Source organism: Kibdelosporangium philippinense (assembly GCF_021390435.2).
GTDB lineage: Bacteria > Actinomycetota > Actinomycetes > Mycobacteriales > Pseudonocardiaceae > Kibdelosporangium > Kibdelosporangium philippinense.
On record NZ_JAJVCN010000002.1, the window covers coordinates 514,944 to 534,971 of the forward strand.

A 20,028-nucleotide genomic window follows, 5' to 3' on the forward strand; every position below is an offset into this window, starting at 1 on the left:
AAGGTCCTAGTGGAACAGCGCGGGCAGGGTGCCCTGCCAGGCGTTGCTCAACTCGTCAAGCGAGAACGTGGCGACATCCTGGATCTCCAGGCCCTGGGACTCCGGGTCGACGACGCCAAGCTTGCGCCACGGCATGGACCGCGCCGAAAGCATGTCGGTGAACCGCAGCTCCTCTGTCCGGGGTACGGCGACGATCACGCGACCGGTCGACTCCGAGAACAGCTGAACGAACGGATCCTGCTCGGGGTCGAGGAAAATCCGGGCGCCGGTCTGCCCGATCAAGCACGCCTCGACGATCGCCTGAGCAAGACCGCCCTCGGACAGGTCGTGCGCCGCGGAGATCATGCCATCGCGCGATCCGGCCCGGAGGATGTCCGCGAGCAGCATCTCGTGCTGGAGGTCAACGCGCGGCGGCAAACCGCTCAACGACCCGTGCACGACGTGAGCCCACTCGGAACCGCCCAACTCATCGGCCGTGTTCCCCAGCAGCAGCAACGTTTCGCCAGCCTCGGCGCCGATGCCTGTCGGGATACGTCGGCGGACATCGTCGATCACGCCGAGCACACCGACAACCGGGGTCGGCAGGATCGCGGTCGTCCCGGTCTGGTTGTAGAAGCTGACGTTTCCGCCGGTGACGGGGATACCCAACGTGACGCAGCCGTCCGCCAAGCCCCGAACGGCCTGTTCGAACTGCCACATCACGCCAGGGTCTTCGGGCGAGCCGAAGTTCAGGCAGTTCGTCACCGCGACCGGGGTCGCGCCACTCACCGCGACGTTCCGGTACGCCTCGGCCAAAGCCAACTGGGCGCCCGCATACGGGTCCAGCTTGCAGTAACGGCCGTTGCAGTCAACGGACAGCGAGACACCGCGGCCGGATTCCTCGTCGATCCGGATCATTCCGGAGTCCGACGGCTGCGCAAGCACTGTGCCGCCGCGGACATAGCGGTCGTACTGGTCCGTCACCCAACCACGGGACGACAGGTTGTGCGAGCCGACCATCCGCAGGACCAAGTCCCGCAGGTCCGAAGTGGACGGACGCGGCAACTCAATCGGCTGCTGCAGTGAGTCCTGCTCGACCGGACGCTGGACGGGCCGGTTGTACACCGGGCCTTCGTGAGCGACCGTACGCGGCGGGACGTCCACCACGACCTCGTCGTGCCAGGTGATCACCAAGCGGCCGGTGTCCGTGACCTCGCCGATTTCCGTCGCGGTCACGTCCCACTTCGCGCAGACCTTCATGAACGCGTCCACATCGGACGGTTTCACGACCGCGCACATCCGCTCCTGCGATTCGCTGGAGAGAATCTCCGCCGGGGTCATTCCCTTGGCGCGCAACGGAACCCTGTCCAGGTTCACGTGCATGCCGCCGTCGCCGGCGCTGGCCAGCTCAGAGGTCGCGCACGACAGTCCCGCGCCGCCGAGGTCCTGGATGCCGACCACGATTCCCTCGCGGAACAGCTCGAGGCAGCACTCGATCAGCACCTTCTCCGTGAACGGGTCGCCGACCTGCACCGACGGCAGCTTCTTGCGGCCTGCCGTGGTTTCGTCGCCGGAGAACGTGTCCGACGCCAGCACCGACACGCCGCCGATGCCGTCGAGACCCGTCCGCGCGCCGAACAGGATGATCTTGTTGCCCGTTCCCGACGCGTGCGCCAGGTGCAGGTCCTCGACCCGCATCGCGCCCACGCACAGGGCGTTGACCAGCGGGTTGCCCAGGTAGGTCGAGTCGAAGACCACCTCGCCGCCGATGTTCGGCAGGCCGAGGCAGTTGCCGTAACCACCGACACCGGCCACCACGCCCGGCAGTACCCGGCGTGTGTCCGGAGCGTCGGCCGGGCCGAACCGCAGCGAGTCCATCACGGCAAGCGGGCGCGCACCCATCGCCATGATGTCGCGGACGATGCCGCCGACACCGGTCGCCGCGCCCTGGTAAGGCTCCACATAGGACGGGTGGTTGTGGCTTTCCACCTTGAAGGTGACCGCCCAGCCGTCGCCGATGTCGACGACGCCGGCGTTCTCGCCGATCCCGGCGAGCATCTTCGAGCGCATCTGCTCGGTGGTCGTCTTGCCGAAGTAGGCAAGGTGCACTTTGGACGACTTGTAGGAGCAGTGTTCGCTCCACATCACCGAGTACATCGCCAGTTCGGCGTCCGTCGGCCGGCGGCCGAGGATCTCGCGGATCCGCTGGTACTCGTCGTCCTTCAGGCCCAGTTCCTTGTAGGGCTGGGCGGTGTCGGGGGTGGCTTCCGCGTGCTTGACAGAGTCGGTAGTCATGCCTTCACCAGTGCGTCGATGGCGGAAAAGAACATGCCCAGGCCGTCGTCGGACGGTCCGGTCAGTGCGTCGATGGCGTGCTCAGGGTGCGGCATCAGGCCGACCACCCGGCCACGCGCGTCGGTGATGCCGGCGATGTTGTTCAGCGACCCGTTCGGGTTGTCGCCGACGTACCGGAACACCACGCGGCCCTCGCCTTCGAGTTCCGCCAACGTGTTCTGCTCGGCGACGTACCCGCCTTCGCCGGACTTCAACGGGATCAGGATCTCCGCGCCCTTGTCGTAGCGCGTGGTCCACGCGGTGGAGTTGTTCTCCACCTTCAGCCACTGGTCCCGGCAGACGAAGTGCAGTTCGTGGTTACGCACCAGCGCGCCGGGCAGCAGTCCGGCCTCGCACAGGATCTGGAAACCGTTGCAGATTCCCAGAATCGGCATGCCCTTCGCGGCGGCTTCGATCACCGGGCCCATCACCGGGGCGAACCGGGCAATCGCGCCACACCGCAGGTAATCGCCGTACGAGAAGCCGCCGGGCACGATCACCGCGTCGACGCCACGCAGATCCGCGTCGGCGTGCCACAGCGAAACGGCCTCGCCGCCCGCGTACTTCGCCGCGCGGGCCGCGTCCTGGTCATCAAGGGTGCCAGGGAACGTGATGACGCCGATCTTCATGCGTCGAGCCTCCGTACCGTGAAGTCCTCGATCACGGTGTTGGCAAGGAGGTCAGCGGCGATCTTGGTGAGCGTCTCGTCGTCGACCGAGTCGTCCACCTCCAGCTCGAACCGCTTGCCTTGGCGCACCTCGATGACGCCTTCGAATCCGAGACGCGGCAGTGCTTTGGCCACCGCCTGTCCCTGTGGGTCGAGAATCTCCGGCTTGGGCATTACGTCGACGACGACACGAGCCACGGTCGTTGCTCCCATTATCAAAGCCATCACAGCGGGTCACGGTGGACGGGAGAAGAGTACCTGACCTGGGCGTTCGCTCTGCGCGAGCACGCTCGCCAAGCGAGCTCGGTCACAGCGAGGATCGTGACATGCGACTTCTCGTACTGGGTGGGACGGTGTTTCTCGGCCACGCGATCGCGGCCGAGGCGGTGCGCCGAGGGCATGACGTGACCTGCGCGGCAAGGGGTAGCACGAACGACGCGCCCGCTCAGTTGATCAAGCTCGACCGGGACGACCCGGACGGCCTCGCGCCAGTGCGCGGCGAGCGGTTCGACGCCGTTGTGGACGTGGCGAAGATCTCCTACCCGCATGTCCGCAGGGCCGTCGAGCAGGTCAAGACCGACCACTGGACGTTCGTCTCGTCGATCAGCGTCTACTCGGAGTTCCGGACCGGCGCAGTCAGTGACCCGGTCTTCGAGCCGGTGCTCGGTCAAGGCACCGCCGGGGACATGGAGAACTACGGCGCCATCAAGGTGGCCAGCGAGAACGCGGCCAGGGACGTGTTCGGTGAGAGCGCGTTCATCGTCCGAGCGGGATTGATCACCGGACGTGGTGACCTGTCCGATCGCTTTGGCTACTGGCCCGCGCGACTGTCCGGCACCGGGCAGGCCGTCGTGCCGGACGCTTTCGACCAGCCGACGTTCCACATCGACGTGGCAGACCTGGCGGAGTGGATCATCGACGGCGCCGAGCAGCGTATCGGCGGCACGTTCAACGCGGCTGGACTGCCGATCCCGTTCGGCGAACTGCTGTCCCGGGTGAAAGCGGTCGTCGGCGGCGACGCCGAGCTCGTCCCGGTCGCCGAGCAGCGGCTGCTCGACCTTGAGGTCAACCCGTGGTTTGGACCGCGTTCGTTGCCGTTGTGGTTGCCTGGGGGCGACATCATCGGCGCGAACTGGGACGTGCGGCCCGCGATCGACGCCGGTCTGACGTTCCAGACGCTCGAACAAGCCGCGCTGAACGCGCTGGAGCACGAACGCGCACTCGGATTGGCGCGTTCTCGTCGTGCCGGACTCACCCCGACGGAGGAAGCTGAGATTCTGAATCGTCGCTGAATGGCAGGATCTCAAGAATGCGCGAGACTTTCGACTACATCGTGGTAGGCGCCGGTAGCGCGGGATGCGTGCTCGCCGACCGGCTGACCGAAGATCCGGGCGTCCGAGTGCTGCTGCTCGAAGCGGGCGGCGAGGACAACGCCGACGAAATCCACATCCCGGCTGCGTTCGCGAACCTGTTCAAGACCAAATGGGACTGGAACTACGAAACCGTCGAGCAAAAACACATGGGCGGCCGCACCGCCTACTGGCCACGGATGAAAGCCCTCGGCGGCTGTTCATCGATGAACGCGATGATGTACATGCGAGGCAATCGCGCAGACTATGACTTCTGGCGTGACTCCCACGGCGCCACCGGCTGGGGTTACGACGACGTACTGCCGTACTTCGTCCGCGCCGAGCGCAACACACGCCTCAGCGGCCCAATGCACGGCACGGACGGGCCGTTGTACGTCGAAGACCGTCGCTACACACACGAGCTTTCCAGCTCCTGGGTGCAAGCGGCCGTCGCCTGGGGCCTGAAGCCAACCGACGACTTCAACGGAGCTCACCAGGAAGGCGCCGGCCTGTACCAGGTGACGTGCCACAACGGCCGCCGCTGGTCGACAGCCGACGCGTACCTGCGCCCAGCGATGGTCCGTGACAACCTGACGGTCCGGACCAACGCGCTCGCCACGAGGGTCATCATCGAATCCGGCCGTGCCGTCGGAATGGAATACCTGCACGAAGGCTCGACGAAGACCACGTACGTCGACGGCGAAGTCGTGTTGTCCGGCGGCGCGATCAACTCGCCGCAACTGCTGATGCTGTCCGGCATCGGACCAGCCGAACACCTGCGGGACATGGGAATCGAGGTGGTCGTAGGCCTGAATGAAGTGGGCGAGAACCTGCACGACCACCCAGCGGCCGCGATCATCTACACGACAAAGAAAACAACGGACCTCGTCGACTACGCCAACCCCCGCCGCCTGGTCCAGTGGCAGCTGACCGGGCGCGGTCCGATGGCGTCGAACATCGGGGAAGCAGGCGGCTTCATCCCGACGAGCGAAGACCTGCCAGCGCCGGACGTGCAGTTCATCGTGGCGCCAACCTTGTTCTACGACAACGGATTGCGCGAACCAACCGCCCCCGGATTCACCGCGGCAGCGGTCAACGTGGCGCCGAAGAGCCGCGGCCGCTTGCGGTTGCGCTCAAGCAACCCACAGTGGCGCCCGGAGATCGACCCGGCGTACTACACGGACCCGTCGGACATCGAGGTAATGGTCGCCGGACTCCGGATGCAGCAGGAAATCTGCGAGCGGTCGGCGATCGCCCGTTTCCTGGACCGCCCGTTCCTGCCGGACACCGCGGACCTCACTGAAGAGGTATTGGTCGACCACATCCGCGAGTGGTCCCAGACGCTGTATCACCCGGTCGGCACGTGCTCGATCGGCACAGTCGTGGACCCGTCGCTGAAGGTCAACGGTGTCGAGGGATTGCGGGTCGCGGACGCGTCCGTGATGCCGATGGTGCCACGCGGAAACACCAACGCCCCCACGATCATGGTCGGCGAGAAAGCCGCGGACCTGATCAAGAACAACCACTGATCACCCCTCGTGAGTGGTTATCAGCGTTAGAACACGCATAACCACTCACGAGGAACTTAGGCGTGCACGGAGCCGGTGTCGTCAACGATCCAGCCTTGGGGCAGTTCGTTCTTCATCTCCAACGAGACCGTCATGCCGTTCGTGTCAGCAGAAGCGGTCGCCGCGGCTGACATGTCGAGGCCGCCGTTGAAGGCGCTGTGGTTGAGGTCGATCGGCTGCGCGAACTTGCTGCCGCGCAACACAACCTTGCCGTCGAATGTCGCGTGCGCCAGCTTGGCCACACCGTCGAACTTGGACTGCTTCAGGTCGACCAACTGGTCAGCCTCGAAGTTGGAGAACCAGGCACGCTTGTGGAAGGTCGTGCCGGAAGCGATGAACTTGCCCCAACTGTGCGCTGCGGTGAACCACGCGTCGCCGTAGACATCCATGTTGCCGAAAGCGTTGGCTTCGTACAGGTTCACGGACCGGGCGGTGAGCTGGCCGACGACACGCTCCGAAATGTCGAAGTACTCCAAGGTCGCGCCGGTCAGGTCCAGGTCGTACGTGGGCGCGCGCCCGTCGCCGCTCTCCGGGAGCAGCTCCCCGATCAGCCGCTGCGCGGTCAACCGAACCTGGCGTTCACGGTCGGCCTCCACCGACTCTTCGACCTCGGTGGCACCGCGCAGCCGGGCGTAGTGCGCGTGGTCGAAAGGCCGCCGCAGGTACGCGCACAGCACGTCAAGCACGGTCTGCGTGTACTCCGGGCGGCTGTTGGCCAGACCGGCCAGTGCATGCATCGCGCCGACTCTGACCTGGTCGGCGTCGTTTCCGAGCAGCTCGATCGATCTGGCGAACCGCTCGTCCGTCGAGCGCTCACGGTCGTGCTGCATCCGCTGGGTTTCCATCTGCTGGCGGGTCTGCTCGATCGTGTGACGCTGGGTTTCCAGGTCGTGCCTTCGGCGCTCGATGTCCTGGCGGTCTTCGTCGATCTTGTGACGGCGGTCCGCCAACCACAGCGCGTACAGGCCCACGACACCCAGCGCGGCGAGACCGCCGGTTCGCAGGGCGTCGCTCAGGGAGACGCCACCGTCGAGCATCAGCCAGCCCGAGATGGTGAACAGCAGGCCCACGGCACCGATGATCGTGCCGGTGAGGGCACGGGCCTGCTGCGCGAAAACCACCCCACTGCCGATCATGAGCAGCACACCAACGATGACCAGGGCCAAATTCATCCGCACAGTGTGGTGTGCATCCGGCCCCACGGATAGGGCCGGATGCAGCAGTGGGTCAAGAGTTATCAAGCACCGAGATTTCCTCAGTAGTCAGCACAAGATCAACGGCCGCAGCGGAATCCTGGATGCTGGCCGGACGGGACGCACCCGGGATCGGGATCACCACCGGCGATTTGGCGAGCATCCACGCCAGGCACACGCGCTGCGGGCTGACCTCACGCGCGGCACCTATCTCGGCGAACGCGGCGAACCGCGAACCAAGGTCGCCAGCCTTGCTGATCCCGCCGAACGGGCTCCACGGCAGGAAGGCGATCCCCAGCTCGTCGCACAAATCCAGCTCAGGCTCGCTCGACCGGTATGCCGGGGAGAACTGGTTCTGCACGACGGTCAGCCTGCCGCCGAGGATCTCGTTCGCCTGCTTGATCTCGGCCGGGTTGAAGTTCGAGATGCCCGCGTACCGGATCTTGCCTTCGTCCAGCAGGTCACGCAGGGCGCCGAACGACTCGGCGATCGGTGTCCGCGGGTCCGGGCGGTGGAACTGGTAGAGCGCGATCGTCTCGACGCCGAGCCGCTTCAGCGACGCCTCACATGCCTGCTTGATGTACGCCGCGGTCCCGTTGAGGCCCCAGGTGCCGTCGGGGTTACGGGTGTGGCCGCCCTTGGTCGCGACCAGCACGTCTGATGTGTCGCCGCCGTAGGACGCCAGTGCCTTGGCGATCAGCGTCTCGTTGTGCCCGAAGTCCGTATTGCTGAGGCTGTACGCGTCCGCGCCGTCGATGAAGGTGACGCCCGCGTCCAGCGCCGCGTGAATCGTGGCGATCGAGCGCTGCTCGTCCGGCCGGCCCGCGATCGACATCGGCATTGTCCCGAGACCGATGGCGCTGACCTGCGTTTCGCCGATCCGACGGGTCCGCATGGAAGATCCTTTCGCTCGCTGTGTGTTTCCAGCTTCGCGTGGCATTATTAATCTGTCCAACAGTAAAAACTGATGCCATTCAGCAGTGCGGGTGATTAATCATGGAACTTCGGCAGCTCGAGTACTTCGTCGCGGTCGCCGAGGAATGCCATTTCACCCGCGCGGCAAAGCGGATGCACGTGGCGCAGTCCGGGTTGTCCTCGGCAATCCGGTCGCTGGAGCGCGAGCTGGGGGCGTCACTGTTCATCAGAAGTACTCGGCAGGTCGAACTTACGCCCGCGGGCCGTGCCCTGCTGGTCGAAGCGCGCCGGGCATTGAGCGCGACGGACGCCGCGCGCGACGCGGTCGCGGCCGTGCAGGGATTGATCCGCGGCAATCTGGCCGTAGGTTCGCTGCAATGTGTGCACGTGGTCAACGTTCCCCACGTGCTGGCCCGTTTTCACGCCGCGCACCCTGGCGTGGAGATCCAGTTGCGGCAAGGAGGTTCGCGGCACCTGATTGAGCAGGTGAAAACGGGCCGGTTGGACATTGCCTTGGTAGCAAAGCCATTGCGCCCGGCAGAGGATGTGCTGATCCGCCCTTTGGCGAGCGAACCCCTTGTCCTTGCGTGTGGTTTGGCGCATCCACTGGCCAATCGGCCCGAAGTGTCACTATCCGACCTGATTGACGAGCCGTTTGTGGATTTCCAACCAGACTGGGGTTCGCGCGATCTGGTCGACTCGGTGGTCGGCGACCGGCGGATCGCGTTCGAGGTCAACGACGTGCATTCGCTGCTCGACCTGGTGACCTTCGGGCTCGGCGTCGCACTGGTGCCACAGTCCTTTTCGGTCAAGACCGACAAGGCCCAGTTCGTCGGCCTTGCCGAGGAAGTGCCCGCGTGGGAGACCGTCGCGGTCACCGCCGAGACGCCAAGCGCCGCGGCGACCGCGTTGCTCGACGCGGTCGCCGCAGCTCGGAGCGGGTCTTATTAGCCGTTTGCCAGAGCCTGCAAACGGTCGTAGGCGCCGTTGAAGTAGTTCTGGTCGATCGGGGTTGACGTGTACTGCCAGAACGTCCAGACGCGCCAGTTGTACGGCAGAGCGCCGACCGTTGACGCGTACCTGGCCACCCACAACGGGTTCGTGGACGAGAAGTCACCGTCAACGCACTGCGACCACCAGCTGGTGCTCGTGTAGATCACCGGCCAGCGTCCGGTACGCGCCTGGTACCGGTCGCTGAAGCTCTTGATCCACGCGGTCATCGCCGGTTTGGAAAGGTCGTAACACGTTGCGCCGTAAGGGTTGTACTCCATGTCCAACGCGCCTGGCAGTGTTTTGCCGTCGCGTGACCAGCCTCCGCCGTTGTTGACGAAGTAGTCCGCCTGAACCGCGCCGCTCGTCGCGTTCGGGATCGCGAAGTGATACGAGCCGCGGATCATGCCGATGTTGTAGGAACCGTTGTACTGCTGTGCGAAATAAGGGTTCTGGTAGTTGTTGCGCTCGGTCGCCTTGACGTACGCGAACCGCTTGCCCTGGTTCCACCAGTGCGCCCAGTCCACATTGCCCTGCCAGCCGCTGACGTCGATGCCGTGCACGACGGCCTGGACATCGACGTCCTGTGGCACGAGCACCATCGGCTCGCTGCCTTCGTGCTTGGCGATCTGCGAGCCCATCGGATGGTCGTTCTCGGCGATGTAGCGATCGGTCGGGTCAATCGGTTCTGGCCGTGCGCCCGCAGGTAAGGCGCTTGCCAGCAGAACAAAGGCGGACACCACTGCGGTCAGCAGGCGGCGGCCCCTTGTTAGTGCAGGGATCTTCATGGGGATGCCCTTTCCTTGCCCTCGCAGACGGCTAACTGAAAGTAGCCGTCTGAGTCAGGATTGTGAGCCTCTAACTACCCATTTGTCACGCTTTGGTGTGAAAGAATCACTAGGCTTCACCAACTTGACAGTTGCGGGGCTGAGTACGTTCCTGTTCAAAGCCGGTAAGGTTGCCCTCGGCCGGCCAGTTGGATCGATCCTGCGAGTGGGCGAAGGATGTGGACGGTGGAGAGCCCGAGCTGGCCCGCGGCCGAGGGGTCAGGCGGGTGTGAACAATTCGCCCGACGATGGGCTGCGGCCGTCCGGAACACCAGTTATGTCGCTCTGGAGACCGAAGAGATCGTCGAGCGGCTGACCGAGTTCGGCAAAGTTCTGCTCGACGCGGCCTGCTCGGACACCTATGTCCAGGAGACCGTCGAGTGGATCGGCGTCGAGCTCGTCCGGATGCGTTTCATCGAAACCGAGTCGCTTGCGGCGTCCATTCGGGTGATTGGCGATGGACTGCCCGCGCTCGCCGGTTCGGCCGAACGGGCGATGGAACGGCTGCCGAAAATCCTTGCTTCACTCGTGACCGGATTCAACGAGGCCACAAGTGAACGCATTCTTGAAGATCAAGAATCGGATGTGGTCCGCTCCGCGGTGATGGACGCCCGCCGCGGCGCACACGCAGCGTTGCGAGCGAGCGAGGCCCGATTCCAGGCGGTCTTCCACGAAGCGGCGGTCGGTATCGGCATTTGCGACATGCGCGGCAATATCATCGACGCCAACCGGGCGATGTCCGAACTGCTCGGCCTGCCGCTGGCCGAGCTGCGCGCGATGAACATCGAAGAGTTCTTCGAAAAGGACATGCCGGTCGAACTCCGCAAGGAGTACGACGAGGCGATGGCCGGTCAGCGCGACGGCTACCAGATCGAGCGCAGGTTCCGCAGGCGTGACGGGGTCACGTTGCGCACCAACGTGAAAGTCTCCGTGGTCCGCGACGAAGCCGCCCGGCCGCAGTACCTCGTCGGCATGATCGAGGACATCACCGAGCGGCATACCTTGCAGCGCAGGCTTCGCCACGAAGCCACGCACGATCCGTTGACCGGCCTGCCCAACCGCGCGCTGTTCCAGGAACGCCTCAACGAAGTCTTCGCCGCGGGTGAGGAAACCCGCGTCGGCCTGTGCTACCTGGATGTCGACGGCTTCAAGGTGATCAACGACAGCCTCGGCCACGACGTCGGCGACCAGTTGCTTGTCGCGGTCGGCACCAGGCTCGGCGTGCTCGTGGACGGTCCCGACCGGATGGTCGCGCGGATGGGCGGCGACGAATTCGTTGTCCTGGTTCAGGATTGCGCGTCCATCAAGGAGCTCACCCTGCTGGCCGAGAAGATCCTGGCCGCATTGCGGGAACCGGTCCGGATCGGCGGCCACGACCTGACCGTGTCGGCGAGTATCGGCATCGTCGAGCGCCCATGCGAAGGCACAACGCCAGCGGACACCATGCGGGACGCGGATGTCACGTTGTACTGGGCGAAATCCGACGGCAAAGATCAATACGCGTGCTTCGACCCCGAGCGCAACGCACACGAGGTCGCCCGCTTCACGTTGTCGGCGCGGATGCCCGCCGCGCTGGAGCGCGAAGAGTTCTATGTGGACTACCAGCCGATCGTCCGGCTGCCCGACGGCGAGCTGCACGGCGTCGAGGCGCTGGTGCGCTGGCGTCACCCGGAGTTCGGCAAGCTCGGCCCCGACCGTTTCATCGGCCTTGCCGAGGAGACCGGACTGATCGTTCCGCTTGGCCGTTGGGTGCTGCGGACCGCGTGCGTCCAAGCCAAGGAATGGTGGGACCGGTTCGGCGATGAGGCGCCTTATGTCAGCGTCAACCTGGCCGTCCGGCAATGCCGTGACCCCGGTTTGGTCGACGACATCCGCAAGATCCTCGCGGACACCGGACTTCCGGCGCACCGGGTGCAACTCGAGCTCACTGAGAGCGCGATCATGGGCGCGACCGGCGAACCGCTCGAAATGCTGCGCACCCTTGTCGATCTTGGCTTGACCATCGCGATCGACGACTTCGGCACGGGTTATTCGAACCTGGCGTACCTCAGGGTCCTTCCGGTCCGCACGCTCAAGATCGCCGGGTCGTTCCTCGAAGGCCTGCGTGACCCCGGCAACGCCAGCCTTGTCGACACCCAGATCGTCCGGACCCTGGTCTCGCTGGCGCACCTGCTCGGCCTGACCGTGACGGCCGAAGGCGTCGAAACGACCGAGCAGGCCGATCGGCTGCGAAGGATCGGTGCGGATTGCGCACAGGGCTGGCTCTACGCCAAGTCCGGCCCGCCATCGGAGATCGAACGCTGGCTCACCGCGGCCCGCGCCAACAGCTAGTCCACAAGGTGCTCGGCGGGAACGATCGCGCTCACTGGGCCAATCGGGTTAACCAGCAAAGGAAAACCGTCGAGCAATGGCGCGATGTCCCGTCCGGTGACCAGTCGCCAGCCCGGCCAAGTGTCTGGAACGTGCTCCTCGGAGGTGCAGACCGGCACGAACACCCGGCCTTCCGCGTCAGGGAAGCCGAGCACGTCGTACTCCTGCGCGGACCGCGCATAAAGCAGCAAAGTCGCGTCACGCAGGACCGGCGCCAACTCGGCAGCTTCCCGGTGACCCGTGCGGACCAGTTGCAGCAGCTCGTCGACCGGACCGGACGGTGCGGGCATCCGCAACGCCTGTGGTGACGGGCGGTAGCGCTCGTTGGGCTGGAAGTCCTCTTCGATCTCGCCTGCCGCGTCGACCGGATAGGCGCCGACCACGCCCCACGGCGGTACGTCCGCATGGGATTCGAACAGTGGATCGATCACGTAAAGCCACGTGTTCGGGTTACTCTTCGCACTCGCCCGCATCTCGGGCGTGATGTCCGGCGGCATTGGTGGATCGTAGGCTCGGTTCCGATCACACAGCGGAGCGGGGTTCGGTAACGTCCTGCCGGTAACGTCTCCTTCATGGGGCGCTACCAGGTGGGGATTCTGAGAGATCAGAAAAGCGCGCACGAGGTGACCGCATGATCATCGGTCACAAATTAACCGCACGAAGTTGCGAGGTTGCGGGAACCACTCCCGGACCAGATACATCAGAGCTAAAGTCATCGAGAACGCACTGGCAGATCAGGGAGACGCGCCGTGTTTGATGGTGGGGGGTCGTCGGCACCCAGCCCGACAGGATCGGGATCGACATTCGGACTACGAATCAACCCGACCGCGATTCCAGGTGCTTACCTCGCATTCCACGAAGCGGCACGGGAAGTCAGGGACCTTGTCGCCAACCTGCAGCGGCTGTCGCAGCCGAACTGGGCCGGTGACCCGGTGAGCAAGACCACCGCGCAGCGGTTCGACACGGGTGACGGCACGACTGGCCGGATGGCCGCGATCAACACGCTTACCAAGTACGCCAACGAGTTGCAGAACTCCGGTGACGCGCTGAAGGAGGCTCACGACCGCTATATGGAGGTCGAGGGGGTCAACTCCGAACGGTGGCGTGGCCAGGGCTTCCAGGACGTCTGAGGGGGGATTACGCAATGACCAGTGACATCAGGTGGAATGGCCTGGACCATCCACAGATTTACGCCATGATCAACGCGGGCCAGGGCCCGAACGCCTCGGACGCTCCGTCCCAGTTCTGGAAAATGCTCGAAGACGGTCTGAACAAGATCAGCGAGACGCTGCACTCCAAACTGGGCACGCTGGATGTGCACTGGCAGGGCATCTCGGCCGAGCAGGCTATTGCCGGGATGAACCCGCTCAAGGAATGGGCGAACAAATCCCAGACCGGCTCGAACGTGATGTACCAGTCCTTCGAGCTGCAGGGCACCTATGTCGGTGACGCCCGCAACGAGGTCCCACCGCCAAAGCAGGTCACCACGCCGGCGCCGTCCGGCTGGGCGATCGCGGGCGCGATCGGTGCCGCGATGACCGGCAACGCCGGTCCAGCCGCCGCCGTGGCCGCGCAGGCCGCCGACCACGAGTCGCAGGAGCGCGCTCAGGACGAGGCCGCGCGCAAAGCCGTGCAGGCGATGCAGAAGTACGAGAAGAGCAGCGACTGGAACGCCGACACCCTCGGCCGTTTCGAAGACCCGCCGAAGCTCGTCGTCGAGACGCCGCCGCCCGCGCCTGGCATGAACCAGGACAGGGTCAACTCCAGCGGGATGTACAGCACCACTGGCGTGCACAACAACCAGGCGACCTCGACCAGTTCGGCGCATCACACACCGATCGGTGGGCAGACGAGCACGCCGCCGCCGAACGTGACGCCACAGTCGTACACGCCGCCGACGAACACGAACCCGAACAGCTTCACGCCGCCCGCGGCCTACACCTCGCCGCAGAACCACCAGCCTGGATTGCCGCCGAAGGCGCCGATTCAGCCGCCGTACCAGCCCACGAGCCAAGGCCAGTTCGGTGGAGGCCCGTTCCTGCCTGCCGGTGGTCCTGGCCAGGGTGGTCCGAACAGCACCAGCGGTCCGCGTCCCGGTATCCCCGGTGGTGCGGGTCAGAGCGGTGCGGGTGGCGGCCGTGGTGGCATCGGCAACCCGAACGCCGGTTTCGGGCAGAACGCGTCGATGGCCGACGACGGCGCCAAGCGTGGCGGTAACCCGTTCATCCAGGAAGCTGCTGCACGCTCGGGCCCCGGTGGCACGGCGGCACAGGGCGGTCGTGGTGGCGCGGGCGGTGCGGCTCCTGGCGGCCGCGCGGATGGCGAAGGGGACACCGAGCACGAGACGCCGGACTACCTGATGGAAGCCGACGACATCTTCGGTGACGAGCGCATGATCGCGCCATCCGTGATCGGCGAGAAGCCGGAACAGTGATAGATCTGGGCGCACCGGTGCAACCCAGGCCGATCACCATTTCGGCACTCGAGTTCGACGTGCTGTGGGAACACCTTGGTTTCGAGGACATGCCACTTGCCGTCAAGGTGCCCTCACCGGGCGCGACGTGGACCGAGCGCAAGCAGCTGGTCGACCAGGCCTGGACCGCGCTGGAAAGCCGCGGTCTCGGCCGGTCGGTCGACATCGACCAGGGAATCGAGCGTGCGCTCGGCATCCTGGCCCGGCCCGACCGTGAGGTCGACGGCCGGACGTGGCTCGGCCGGAGTGTTCGTTTCCTCGCCGCCTCGCGCGAAGGGGAAGCGGTGCTCGCGATCCTGGCGGACAACTTCCTGACGCTGCACAGCGTGCCCGCGCAGTCGTTGCCGAGCGTGGCCACCGGGGTGTTGTCCCCGGTGCCCGCCGGTCCCGGCCAGTCGGTGAACGTCCGCACGGACGACTTCGAGACCGCCGCGAACAACGCTGGCGGGACCCAGAAGGGCTTCGAGCAGGCCCTGCGCAACCGTGGGATCAGGGAAGACGACGTACAGGCGCTGTCGACCATGATCAAGGACGTGGTGGCGACCGGGAACTTCGGCGCCGCCGCGCGGGACAAATGGGGCAAGCGGCACCGCGCCGAGCGCGTCGTCGCCTTCTTCGACACCGACGATGGCCGGTATGTCCAGGTCCGCAAACCGTCGACGGACGGCGCCTGGACCACGATCTCGCCGACCGACGCCCGCCGCCTCACCCACCAGGTCGAGCTGCTGCTCGGCGAGGTGGTCCGCGAAGCTGAGAGCAGATGAGTGCCCCGCAAGCCCGTTGACCCGCACGAACTGCGCTCCGCTGTGGCCGCGGTGATGCCGTGGCTCGCCGGGGAAACAGACGAAACGCCCGCACGGCCCGTCCTCGCGGCGGCCGTGCGGGCCAGTTTGCGGACGCTTGAGCAAATAGCCCCCGGGCATACGGTCGAAGTCAGGGTGCCGCCGTTCGCGGCGATCCAGTGCGTCGCCGGTCCAAGGCACACCCGCGGCACGCCGCCGAACGTGATCGAAACCGATTCACGGACCTGGCTCGAACTCGCGACCGGCTTGCTTTCGTGGGCTGATGCCGTCGAGTCCGCGCGTGTTTCGGCTTCCGGAACAAGGGCCGATCTCGCGGCCCTGCTGCCCATCGTCCGGGTGGGCGCGTAGGCCAGAAGGGCGGTAACGGGGTCTCGAAAGTGGGGCGCACCACAACCGGATGGTCCGAACGGGCGACGCTGCCATCTACACTGGGGATCAGCCTGCATTCCGTCCCCAGGGAGCGCTTCGCGTGGTCACCGACCAGTCAGCCCCCCAAGCCGGCACCATCGACTCGGAACCCCGCGAGGAATGCGGGGTCTTCGGAGTCTGGGCGCCCGGTGAGGAAGTTGCCAAGCTCACGTACTACGGGCTGTACGCGTTGCAGCACCGTGGGCAGGAGGCAGCCGGTATCTCGGTGGCCGACGGCCAGCAGGTCGTCGTGTTCAAGGACCTCGGCCTGGTCAGTCAGGTGTTCGACGAGCAGGTGCTGCACTCGCTCAAGGGACACCTCGCGGTCGGCCACTGCCGCTACTCCACCACCGGGTCGAGCACATGGGAGAACGCCCAGCCGACCTTCCGGACCACCGCCACCGGCAAGGGCCTGTCCCTCGGCCACAACGGCAACCTGGTGAACACCGCTGAGCTGCTCGAACGCTCCGAGCAGGCGGGCATCACCACCAAGAACGGCGCCACCACCGACTCGGACCTGATCTGCGGTCTGCTCGCGGCACACGCCTCTGACATCAGCCTCGAACAGGCCGCGATGGAACTGCTGCCCACGCTGCGTGGCGCGTTCTGCCTGGTCTGGTCGGACGAATCCACCCTGTACGCGGCGCGTGACCCGCACGGCGTACACCCGCTCGTGCTCGGCCGTCTTGAGCGCGGCTGGGTTGTCGCGAGCGAGACCGCCGCGCTGGACATCGTGGGCGCGTCGTTCGTGCGTGAGGTCGAGCCCGGTGAGCTGCTGGCGATCGACGAGGACGGTCTGCGTTCCTCCCGGTTCGCCGTCCCGGAGCCCAAGGGCTGCGTCTTCGAATACGTCTACCTGGCCAGGCCGGACACCACGATCTCCGGCCGCAGCGTGCACGCCACCCGCGTGGAGATCGGCCGCAGGCTGGCCACCGAGCACCCGGCCGAAGCCGACCTGGTGATCCCGGTGCCGGAATCGGGCACGCCCGCGGCGATCGGCTACGCGCAGGCGTCCGGCATTCCGTACGGCCAAGGCCTGGTCAAGAACGCTTACGTCGGGCGGACCTTCATCCAGCCGTCGCAGACGATCCGGCAGCTGGGCATCCGGTTGAAGCTCAACCCGTTGCGCGATGTCATCCGTGGCAAGCGGCTCGTCGTGGTCGACGACTCGATCGTGCGCGGCAACACCCAGCGCGCGCTTGTGCGGATGCTGCGTGAGGCCGGTGCGCTCGAAGTGCACGTCCGGATCGCGTCCCCGCCGGTGAAATGGCCGTGTTTCTACGGAATCGACTTCGCCTCGCGGGCCGAGCTGATCGCCAACGGCCTCGACTTCGACGGCGTACGCCGGTCGATCGGCGCGGACTCGCTCGGCTACGTCTCGCGCGAGAGCATGGTGGCCGCGACCGAGCAGCCACGCAGCAGGCTATGCATGGCGTGCTTTGACGGCCACTACCCGATCACCCTGCCCGCCGAGGCCTTGATCGGCAAACATCTGCTGGAAAGCGTGGAAAAAGGTGTGGCCGGACCGGCAACACCGGTCTTGGTCAACGGGTACGGTGCCGAGGACGCGTTGCAGCGTCCATAGGCTGCTCGTAACCACACGACAAGGGTGACCGCTCGGTGATGACACCGCACGACCATGGCTCGACCAAGACCGCTGCGGAGCACATCCAGAAACTCAAGCCGTGGGCGGACAAGGCGTCCCGGCCGGAGGTGCTGTCCGTGCTCGGCGGGTTCGCCGGGCTGTTCAAGCTGAAGCTCGACCGCTGGACCGAGCCGGTGCTCGCTTCGGCGACAGAGGGCGTCGGTACGAAGATCGCGGTCGCGCAAGCGATGGACGTGCACGACACGATCGGTATCGACCTGGTCGCGATGGTCGTCGACGACCTCGTGGTGTGCGGCGCGGAACCGTTGTTCCTCGAGAACTACATCGCCACCGGGAAGATCAACGCGGACCGGATAGCGGCGCTGGTCAAAGGAATCTCCGACGGCTGCGCGAAAGCAGGCTGCGCACTGCTCGGCGGAGAGACGGCCGAGCGGCCAGGCTTGATGCCGGAAGAGGACTACGACATCTCGGCGACCGGCGTCGGAGTGGTCGAAGCGGACAACATCCTTGGCGCGGACCGGGTTCGTCCAGGCGACGTGGTGATCGGACTGGCGTCGTCCGGCCTGCATTCCAACGGCTATTCATTGGCCCGCAAGGTGCTCCTGGAAATAGCCAGAATGCCGCTGGAAGGCCACGTCGAAGAGTTCGGCCGGACGCTCGGCGAGGAAATGCTTGAGCCAACCCGGATCTACGCCAAAGACTGTCTCGCATTGGCGGCGGAAACCGACGTACGGACCTTCGCGCACATAACCGGCGGTGGCCTGGTCGCCAACCTCGCTCGCGTGATCCCCCAAGGCCTCTGCGCGACGCTCGATCGTGGCGCGTGGACACCCGCGCCGGTATTCGGCCTGATCGGCAGACGCGGCCGGATCGAACGTGAAGAACTCGAACGGACCTTCAACATGGGCATCGGCATGGTCGCGGTGCTCAGTGCGGAAGACATCGACCGAGCGCTGGCGATCCTGACCGCCCGGCACATGGACGCGTGGGTGATCGGCGAGGTCGAAGTCGCCGAAGCCGGCGGGCCTCGAACGATTCTCCGCGGCGACCACCCACGCTTCTAGTATGTCCTTTTAGGACTTGAGCGTGCAGCCCGGCTTGGTCAGCACCAGCGTGGAACCGGTGAAGCAGGCCGGAATCATGGTCACCTGCTGCCCGTAGCGACGTCCAGCTGTGCTGGTCTCCTTGCCGTCGGCGTCGATTTCACACGGGTTGTTCGCCGTGCATTGTTCGCCGCTAGCATTGTGCGTGTTGTGCACGCCGACGACGGTGTTGCCGTCCGCGGCGATCAACGGAGAGCCGGAGGCGCCATGCCCTGGAACGCATTCCTCCGATGAGGCGTAGCGGATCGCGTTGTCGTGGTGATACCCCTCTTCCTTCAATCGCGGTACCACCGCTTCGGCCGTGCAGTTCTCCGGTTGAACGCTCTTGAGCACGCTGATTTTGTCGCCAGCCTCGACCGGCACTGTGGTGAGGTCGAAGACTTTCGCCCCTTCGGCAGTGAGCTGGGCGTACGTCTTGTCCAACCGGTACAACGCGATGTCGGTGCCGGTCATGGTCGCGTAGACGAGCCGGTTGGCGTTGGCGGTGGCCGTTTCGTAACCGTCGCGGTCGGCGATGGGTACTTCGCGGTTGGCGGGCTGGTCCACGAGCGCCTGCCCAACCGCGGGCCGGTCACCATGGACGCAGTGGCCGTTGGTCAGCATCAGCGCGGAGTCGTCCAGCTTCGCGTCCGGCGTGCGAACGACTGATCCCATGCAGTTGCCGAGGTTTACGGATCCTTCAAGGGAAAGCCGTACATCGGCTGGCGGGACGTTGGTGCCGTTGACGATGCCGTTGATCCAGTCGAGGTGCTTGGTGGCATCGGTGAACAACGCCTGGCCGGCTTCGCCGCGAGGACCGGACAACGTACCGGCGATCGTCCATTCGCCGCCGTCACGGACCAACGCGGGGCCACCGGAGTCGGTGTTGGCCACGTCAGCCTTGCTGGGGCTGGTCAGGCAGATCTCAGCGCCCGGCTCGCCAGGAGGACCGACGAGATCGGCTGAACCACGAAGTCGGCCTCTTGCAACCGATCGGGATAACACGGAGGTTCACCCTCCGCACACATGTTGCCCCAGCCGACGAAGCGCACGGCGGTGCCGTCCGCCGGCGTGCGTGACGCGACCCGGATGGGCTTGGCCTTGACCGGTGTCGCCAGGTGCAAAAGAGAGTGATCCCGGCCGAAATACCCCTCCCGTTCGTTGGCCAGCCGGTAGAACTTGTCGACGTCGACCAGTTCACCGCCGGACTTCGTATCCAGTGAACCGAGCCGGACCTTCCACCCTCGCGGAACGCCGTTGTGGGCCAAGGTAGGGACCCGAGCGCAATGACTGCCGGTCAACACCCATTGCGGCGCGATAAGCGTTACCCCACAGCCGTGACCGTTCGATCCCGGGGCGCCCGGAGCTTGCAGCGAACCAAAGAACGCGTATGGCTCGGCTGACTCCGTGCCGTTGATGATGGCGTTCGCGGGAGTGGCGATTACCGCGAGTGCCACTGTCGTG

Annotated in this window: 19 protein-coding genes; 10 read left to right on the forward strand and 9 right to left on the reverse strand. The window is 65.7% G+C overall.

The window, feature by feature from the left end; translation table 11 throughout:
• Positions 1-6: 6 nt before the first annotated feature.
• The 3 genes from purL to purS are packed head-to-tail and all read right to left on the reverse strand — an operon-like array spanning position 7 to position 3,178.
• Entirely contained in the window at positions 7-2,274 is a 2,268-nt protein-coding gene (gene purL, locus LWC34_RS21265) for a phosphoribosylformylglycinamidine synthase subunit PurL (RefSeq protein ID WP_233726934.1), read from the reverse strand.
• The gene (purQ, locus tag LWC34_RS21270; protein WP_233726935.1) at positions 2,271-2,942 is read right to left on the reverse strand and encodes a phosphoribosylformylglycinamidine synthase subunit PurQ; all 672 of its coding nucleotides are present in this window, start codon (positions 2,940-2,942) and stop codon (positions 2,271-2,273) included. The genes purL and purQ overlap by 4 nt, the downstream gene beginning before the upstream one ends.
• Positions 2,939-3,178 (reverse strand): phosphoribosylformylglycinamidine synthase subunit PurS, encoded by a 240-nt coding sequence (gene purS / locus LWC34_RS21275; protein ID WP_233726936.1) that lies wholly within the window; start codon positions 3,176-3,178, stop codon positions 2,939-2,941. The genes purQ and purS overlap by 4 nt, the downstream gene beginning before the upstream one ends.
• Positions 3,179-3,306: 128 nt before the next feature.
• On the opposite strand from purS, the gene LWC34_RS21280 reads away from it, so the two are divergent.
• Both LWC34_RS21280 and LWC34_RS21285 read left to right on the forward strand, forming a co-directional pair.
• A complete protein-coding gene (locus LWC34_RS21280; RefSeq protein ID WP_233726937.1) occupies positions 3,307-4,272 on the forward strand; it encodes an NAD-dependent epimerase/dehydratase family protein in 966 nt (321 codons plus the stop codon).
• A 17-nt stretch (positions 4,273-4,289) separates the two neighbouring features.
• On the forward strand, positions 4,290-5,858 hold the full coding sequence (locus tag LWC34_RS21285) for a GMC family oxidoreductase (protein ID WP_233726938.1): 1,569 nt from the start codon (positions 4,290-4,292) through the stop codon (positions 5,856-5,858).
• A gap of 56 nt (positions 5,859-5,914) precedes the next feature.
• On the opposite strand, the gene LWC34_RS21290 is transcribed toward LWC34_RS21285, so the two are convergent.
• Both LWC34_RS21290 and LWC34_RS21295 read right to left on the reverse strand, forming a co-directional pair.
• Positions 5,915-7,069 carry a hypothetical protein gene (locus LWC34_RS21290; protein WP_233726939.1) on the reverse strand — a complete coding sequence of 385 codons (1,155 nt, stop codon included), beginning with the start codon at positions 7,067-7,069 and terminating at the stop codon, positions 5,915-5,917.
• Between the two features lie 55 nt (positions 7,070-7,124).
• A complete protein-coding gene (locus LWC34_RS21295; RefSeq protein WP_233726940.1) occupies positions 7,125-7,985 on the reverse strand; it encodes an aldo/keto reductase in 861 nt (286 codons plus the stop codon).
• A gap of 101 nt (positions 7,986-8,086) precedes the next feature.
• On the opposite strand from LWC34_RS21295, the gene LWC34_RS57030 reads away from it, so the two are divergent.
• A complete protein-coding gene (locus LWC34_RS57030; RefSeq protein ID WP_284051634.1) occupies positions 8,087-8,956 on the forward strand; it encodes a LysR family transcriptional regulator in 870 nt (289 codons plus the stop codon).
• On the opposite strand, the gene LWC34_RS21310 is transcribed toward LWC34_RS57030, so the two are convergent.
• On the reverse strand, positions 8,953-9,783 hold the full coding sequence (locus tag LWC34_RS21310; RefSeq protein WP_233726941.1) for a lysozyme: 831 nt from the start codon (positions 9,781-9,783) through the stop codon (positions 8,953-8,955). The two genes, LWC34_RS57030 and LWC34_RS21310, sit on opposite strands and share 4 nt — an antisense overlap.
• Before the next feature lie 216 nt (positions 9,784-9,999).
• Between LWC34_RS21310 and LWC34_RS21315 the strand changes: the two genes are divergently transcribed.
• Complete coding sequence (locus tag LWC34_RS21315; RefSeq protein ID WP_372496561.1) at positions 10,000-12,153, forward strand: putative bifunctional diguanylate cyclase/phosphodiesterase; 2,154 nt, start codon at positions 10,000-10,002, stop codon at positions 12,151-12,153.
• Here LWC34_RS21315 and LWC34_RS21320 read toward each other — a convergent pair.
• Positions 12,150-12,689 carry a type VII secretion system-associated protein gene (locus LWC34_RS21320; RefSeq protein ID WP_233726943.1) on the reverse strand — a complete coding sequence of 180 codons (540 nt, stop codon included), beginning with the start codon at positions 12,687-12,689 and terminating at the stop codon, positions 12,150-12,152. The two genes, LWC34_RS21315 and LWC34_RS21320, sit on opposite strands and share 4 nt — an antisense overlap.
• A 252-nt stretch (positions 12,690-12,941) precedes the next feature.
• On the opposite strand from LWC34_RS21320, the gene LWC34_RS21325 reads away from it, so the two are divergent.
• The 6 genes from LWC34_RS21325 to purM all read left to right on the forward strand — a co-directional run bounded on the left by LWC34_RS21325 (position 12,942) and on the right by purM (position 18,546).
• Entirely contained in the window at positions 12,942-13,322 is a 381-nt protein-coding gene (locus LWC34_RS21325) for a WXG100 family type VII secretion target (protein WP_233726944.1), read from the forward strand.
• Between the two features lie 14 nt (positions 13,323-13,336).
• Positions 13,337-14,626, forward strand: coding sequence for a hypothetical protein (locus LWC34_RS21330; RefSeq protein ID WP_233726945.1), 1,290 nt, complete (start codon positions 13,337-13,339; stop codon positions 14,624-14,626).
• A gap of 17 nt (positions 14,627-14,643) precedes the next feature.
• Entirely contained in the window at positions 14,644-15,429 is a 786-nt protein-coding gene (locus LWC34_RS21335; RefSeq protein WP_233726946.1) for an ESX secretion-associated protein EspG, read from the forward strand.
• A 54-nt stretch (positions 15,430-15,483) separates the two neighbouring features.
• Positions 15,484-15,816 (forward strand): sterol carrier family protein, encoded by a 333-nt coding sequence (locus LWC34_RS21340; RefSeq protein WP_235729794.1) that lies wholly within the window; start codon positions 15,484-15,486, stop codon positions 15,814-15,816.
• A gap of 121 nt (positions 15,817-15,937) precedes the next feature.
• Entirely contained in the window at positions 15,938-17,461 is a 1,524-nt protein-coding gene (gene purF, locus LWC34_RS21345) for an amidophosphoribosyltransferase (RefSeq protein WP_233726948.1), read from the forward strand.
• 38 nt (positions 17,462-17,499) lie between these two features.
• On the forward strand, positions 17,500-18,546 hold the full coding sequence (gene purM / locus LWC34_RS21350) for a phosphoribosylformylglycinamidine cyclo-ligase (RefSeq protein WP_233726949.1): 1,047 nt from the start codon (positions 17,500-17,502) through the stop codon (positions 18,544-18,546).
• 9 nt (positions 18,547-18,555) lie between these two features.
• Here the strand turns inward: purM and LWC34_RS21355 are convergent, their stop codons facing one another.
• Together LWC34_RS21355 and LWC34_RS21360 are read right to left on the reverse strand one after the other, a co-directional pair.
• Positions 18,556-19,458, reverse strand: a complete 903-nt coding sequence (locus tag LWC34_RS21355) for a S1 family peptidase (RefSeq protein WP_233726950.1) — start codon at positions 19,456-19,458, stop codon at positions 18,556-18,558.
• A gap of 20 nt (positions 19,459-19,478) precedes the next feature.
• Entirely contained in the window at positions 19,479-20,021 is a 543-nt protein-coding gene (locus tag LWC34_RS21360; RefSeq protein ID WP_233726951.1) for a S1 family peptidase, read from the reverse strand.
• Positions 20,022-20,028: the final 7 nt, after the last annotated feature.

What these genes read in the sequence shown, in the direction of transcription:
- LWC34_RS21330 (WP_233726945.1), top strand. Translation starts at nt 13,337, where the DNA reads ATGACCAGTGACATCAGGTGGAATGGCCTGGACCATCCACAGATTTAC.
- LWC34_RS21340 (WP_235729794.1), top strand. Translation starts at nt 15,484, where the DNA reads ATGCCGTGGCTCGCCGGGGAAACAGACGAAACGCCCGCACGGCCCGTC.
- LWC34_RS21295 (WP_233726940.1), bottom strand. Translation starts at nt 7,985, where the DNA reads ATGCGGACCCGTCGGATCGGCGAAACGCAGGTCAGCGCCATCGGTCTC.
- purQ (WP_233726935.1), bottom strand. Translation starts at nt 2,942, where the DNA reads ATGAAGATCGGCGTCATCACGTTCCCTGGCACCCTTGATGACCAGGAC.
- LWC34_RS21315 (WP_372496561.1), top strand. Translation starts at nt 10,000, where the DNA reads ATGTGGACGGTGGAGAGCCCGAGCTGGCCCGCGGCCGAGGGGTCAGGC.
- LWC34_RS21280 (WP_233726937.1), top strand. Translation starts at nt 3,307, where the DNA reads ATGCGACTTCTCGTACTGGGTGGGACGGTGTTTCTCGGCCACGCGATC.
- LWC34_RS57030 (WP_284051634.1), top strand. Translation starts at nt 8,087, where the DNA reads ATGGAACTTCGGCAGCTCGAGTACTTCGTCGCGGTCGCCGAGGAATGC.
- LWC34_RS21290 (WP_233726939.1), bottom strand. Translation starts at nt 7,069, where the DNA reads ATGAATTTGGCCCTGGTCATCGTTGGTGTGCTGCTCATGATCGGCAGT.
- purL (WP_233726934.1), bottom strand. Translation starts at nt 2,274, where the DNA reads ATGACTACCGACTCTGTCAAGCACGCGGAAGCCACCCCCGACACCGCC.
- LWC34_RS21285 (WP_233726938.1), top strand. Translation starts at nt 4,290, where the DNA reads ATGCGCGAGACTTTCGACTACATCGTGGTAGGCGCCGGTAGCGCGGGA.
- LWC34_RS21310 (WP_233726941.1), bottom strand. Translation starts at nt 9,783, where the DNA reads ATGAAGATCCCTGCACTAACAAGGGGCCGCCGCCTGCTGACCGCAGTG.
- purM (WP_233726949.1), top strand. Translation starts at nt 17,500, where the DNA reads ATGACACCGCACGACCATGGCTCGACCAAGACCGCTGCGGAGCACATC.
- LWC34_RS21320 (WP_233726943.1), bottom strand. Translation starts at nt 12,689, where the DNA reads ATGCCGCCGGACATCACGCCCGAGATGCGGGCGAGTGCGAAGAGTAAC.